The 3943-nt window shown below is 70.2% G+C and carries 5 protein-coding genes; all 5 read right to left on the bottom strand.

Going from position 1 to position 3943, the window contains the following annotated elements; translation table 11 throughout:
• A partial coding sequence (gene era, locus G6024_RS12650; RefSeq protein WP_159148855.1) for a GTPase Era occupies positions 1-778 on the bottom strand: 778 nt, incomplete at its 3' end.
• Entirely contained in the window at positions 775-2097 is a 1323-nt protein-coding gene (locus tag G6024_RS12645; RefSeq protein WP_159148854.1) for a hemolysin family protein, read from the bottom strand. The genes era and G6024_RS12645, both read right to left, overlap by 4 nt.
• Before the next feature lie 3 nt (positions 2098-2100).
• Positions 2101-2583, bottom strand: a complete 483-nt coding sequence (ybeY, locus tag G6024_RS12640; RefSeq protein ID WP_007626431.1) for an rRNA maturation RNase YbeY — start codon at positions 2581-2583, stop codon at positions 2101-2103.
• The gene (locus G6024_RS12635; protein WP_235027894.1) at positions 2580-3716 is read right to left on the bottom strand and encodes a PhoH family protein; all 1137 of its coding nucleotides are present in this window, start codon (positions 3714-3716) and stop codon (positions 2580-2582) included. The genes ybeY and G6024_RS12635 overlap by 4 nt, the downstream gene beginning before the upstream one ends.
• A partial coding sequence (locus G6024_RS12630; protein ID WP_159148853.1) for an RsmE family RNA methyltransferase occupies positions 3713-3943 on the bottom strand: 231 nt, incomplete at its 5' end. The genes G6024_RS12635 and G6024_RS12630, both read right to left, overlap by 4 nt.

The raw sequence follows: 3943 nt of genomic DNA, 5'->3' as shown, positions 1-3943 counted from the left end.
GCATCCGCGAACCGCCCTTGCCCAGGACGATCGACTTCTGGCTCTGCCGTTCCACGTAGACGGTGGCGTGGACGTCCACCATGTCGTCGCGGCCCTCGTGCGGCAGGATCTCCTCGATCGACACGGCGATCGAGTGGGGCAGCTCGTCGCGGACGCCCTCGAGGGCCGCCTCGCGGATGAGCTCGGCCATGCGGCTCTCGTCGGACTCCTCGGTGATGATGTCGTCGGGGTAGAACTGGGGCCCCTCGGGCAGCAGGGTGGCGATGACGTCGGCCACCACGTCGACCTGCTCGCCGGACGCGGCCGACACCGGGACGACCTCCGAGTCCGGTCCGAGGAACTTCGATACGGCCACGAGCTGCTCCATGACCTTCTTCTTGGAGACGGTGTCGATCTTGGTCACCAGCCCGAGCACCGGCGTGGTGGGGCACAGCTTGCGGACCTGCTCGAGGATCCAGCGGTCCCCGGGGCCGATGCGCTCCCCGGCGGGGATGCACAGGCCGATGAGGTCGACATCGGAGTAGGTGTCCTCGACCAGCGCGTTGAGCCGCTCGCCGAGCAGGGTGCGGGGGCGGTGCAGTCCGGGGGTGTCGACCAGGATGATCTGGGCGTCCGGCCGGTGCACGATCCCGCGGATCGCGTGCCGTGTGGTCTGCGGCCGCGAGGAGGTGATGGCGATCTTCTCCCCCACGAGCGCGTTGGTCAGGGTGGACTTGCCCGTGTTGGGTCGGCCCACGAAGCTGACGAACCCGCTACGGAAGTTCTCGGGAGTGCTCATCGGTTGTCCTCGCGCTGGGGGTCGTCGTCGTTGTCGTCGTTCTTCTCGGTCCGCTCGGCCACCACGGTGACCACCTTGACCCGTCCGCGCCGGTCGTGGCCGCCCTCGGCGCGCAGGTCGAGCCCGGTGGACACGACGTGCGCGCCGGGCAGCGGGACGCGCCCGAGCTCCAGGGCGAGGAGCCCGCCCAGGGTCTCGACCTCCTCGGTCACCTCGTCGGCGAACTCGACGCCCAACAGCTCGGCCACCTCGTCCAGCCCGAGCCGGGCGGACAGGCGGTAGCGTCCGTCGCCGAGGTCCTCGACGGGCGGCACCTCGGTGGTGTCGTACTCGTCGACGATCTCCCCGACGATCTCCTCGAGGATGTCCTCGATGGAGACCAGCCCGGCGGTCCCGCCGTACTCGTCGACGAGGATCGCCAGGTGGTTGTGGTCCCGCTGCATCTCGCTCAGCAGGTCGTCGATCCGCTTGGCGTCGGGCACGAACACCGCGGGGCGCATCACGTCGGCCACCGGGGCGGCGCGCCCGTCCGGGTCGTCGAGCCGGGCGACGATGTCGCGCAGGTAGACGACGCCCACCACGTCGTCGGAGTTGTCCCCGTCGACCACCGGGATACGCGAGTACCCGGACTTCACGGTGAGTCGCGCGGCCTGACCGACCGTCTTGTCCGACTCGATCCACACCATCTCGGTGCGCGGGGTCATCACCTCGCGCGCGGTGGTGTCGCCGAGTTCGAACACCGACTGGATCATGCGGGACTCGTCGTCGGCCACGACCCCGCGCTCGCGGGCCATGTCGACGATCTCGAGCAGCTCGATCTCGGAGGCGAACGGTCCGTTGCGGAAACCGCCGCCGGGGGTGACGGCGTTGCCCAGGCCGACGAGCAGGGTGGCGACGGGGCCCAGGACGAACCCGGTCACGGTCAGCGGGGTCGCGGCGCCCAGGGCGAGAGAGTAGGCGTGTTGTCGGCCGAGGGTGCGGGGTCCGACCCCGGCCACGATGTAGGCGGCGACGGTGGTCACCACGACGGCGACGGCCAGCGCCCAGCCCGTGGAGTCGATGAGGTCGTTGAACACGACGGTGAACAACACCGCCGCGGCCACCAGGCTCAGCATGTGGAGCAGGACGGTGACGTTGATGTACCGCGGCCGGGTGGCGAGCATCTTCGACAGCCGCGTCGCGCCGTGACGGTTCTCCTTGGCCATCTCCTCGACGCGGGCCACCGAGACCGTGCTCAGGGCGGCGTCGAGGGCGGCGAACAGTCCGGCGACGGGGATGAGCACCACGGCCGCGATGGCCGTGAGGATGGTGGTGTCCACGTCTCAGGCGTCCACTCTCGGGGACTCGTCTCGGTGGTCGTACCACTCGCCCAGCAGTTCGTTCTGGAGGCCGAACATCTCCCGCTCCTCGGCGGGCTCCGCGTGGTCGTACCCCAGCAGGTGCAGGCACCCGTGGACGGTGAGCAGCGCGAGCTCGTGCGCGAGGGGATGGCCGGAGCTGGCGGCCTGGTCGGCGGCGAACGCCGGGCACAGGACGATGTCGCCGAGCATGGCCGGTCCGGGTTCGGGCAGGTCGGGGCGGCCTCCGGGCGTGAGCTCGTCCATGGGGAAGCTCATGACGTCGGTGGGGCCGGGCAGGTTCATCCACGTCACGTGGAGATCGGCCATCGTGTCCTTGTCGACGAGGGTGATCGACAGTTCGGCGGCCGGGTGGACGTCCATCCGGGCGATCACGAACGCGGCCACGTCGATGAGTTCTGCCTCGTCGACCTCCACGCCCGACTCGTTGGCGACCTCGATGCTCATCGGCGGCGCTGCTCCCTGTTCTTGTGGATGGTGGGTCGCTCGCCTCGTTCGAGGCGCGCTTCGTGCTTGGCGTAGGCGTCGACGATCCGCCCGACCAGCGCGTGGCGGATAACGTCGCGGGAGGTGAGTTCGGAGAAGTGGATGTCGTCGACCCCGGTGAGGATGTCGCGGACGACCTTCAGTCCCGAGCGCTGGCCGCCGGGGAGGTCGATCTGCGTGATGTCCCCGGTCACGACGATTTTCGAGCCGAAGCCGAGCCTCGTCAGGAACATCTTCATCTGCTCGGGCGTGGTGTTCTGCGCCTCGTCGAGGATGATGAACGAGTCGTTGAGGGTCCGCCCACGCATGTACGCCAGCGGCGCCACCTCGATCACCCCGGCCGACATGAGCTTCGGGATGGCCTCGGGGTCCATCATGTCGTGCAGCGAGTCGTACAGCGGCCGCAGGTACGGGTCGATCTTCTCGTGCAGGGTGCCGGGCAGGTAGCCCAGGCGTTCACCGGCCTCGACCGCGGGCCGGGTGAGGATGATGCGGCTGACCTCCTTGGCGCGGAGCGCGGCGACGGCCTTGGCCATGGCGAGGTAGGTCTTGCCGGTGCCGGCCGGGCCCAGTCCGAACACGATCGTGTGGTCGTCGATGGCGTCGACATACCGCTTCTGGCCGAGGGTCTTGGGCCGGATCATGCCGCCGCGGCGGGACAGGACGTCGGTGCCGAGCACCTCCTCGGGCGTGAGCGGCCCCGAGTCGGCGAGGATCTCCACCGAGCGCCGCACCGAGGCGGGGGTGATCTCCACTCCCCTGCGGGCCTGCCGCAGCAGGTCGGACACGACCCGGGAGGCACGGTCCACGTGGGGCGGATCGCCCGAGATGGTCATGGTGCCACCCCGCACGTGCAGGTCCGCGTCGAGCAGGTCCTCGAGTGCGCGGAGGTTGGCGTCGGCGGTGCCGAGCACCGCCATCGCCAGGTCCGGTTCCAGTTGGACGGCCGTGCGGGCGGAGGAGTCGCCGGTGTCGCGTCGGACGCCACCGGTGTCGGTGGCCGTGGCGGGATCCCGGTCGTTCCCGGTGGCGCTGTCGTTCCCGGTGGCGCTGTCGTTTCCTGCGGTGCTTACGTGGATCACTTCCCGTGTCATGGTGAGGTTGGATCGAGTGTAGACCCCGCGGGCGACCATCTCGGTGTGAGAACGCCGAGTGCGGCGAGCGCCACGGTGGCGGCGGTGGAGGTGCGGAGCACCTCCGGGCCCAGGACGACGGGCCGGGCGCCTGCCGCGGTCAGTGCGTCGAGTTCGGCGTCGGAGACCCCGCCCTCGGGGCCGACGACGACGAGGACCCGCGTCGCCGGCGGGCCCGCGGTGACCGC

It is taken from the genome of Dietzia maris (assembly GCF_014144855.1).
Taxonomy (GTDB): Bacteria; Actinomycetota; Actinomycetes; order Mycobacteriales; family Mycobacteriaceae; genus Dietzia; species Dietzia kunjamensis.
This window is presented reverse-complemented; position numbering and strand designations above follow the sequence as displayed.

Excerpts from the sequence above, each read along its gene's own strand:
- ybeY (WP_007626431.1), bottom strand. The coding sequence starts at position 2,583 with ATGAGCATCGAGGTCGCCAACGAGTCGGGCGTGGAGGTCGACGAGGCA.
- G6024_RS12635 (WP_235027894.1), bottom strand. The coding sequence starts at position 3,716 with ATGACACGGGAAGTGATCCACGTAAGCACCGCAGGAAACGACAGCGCC.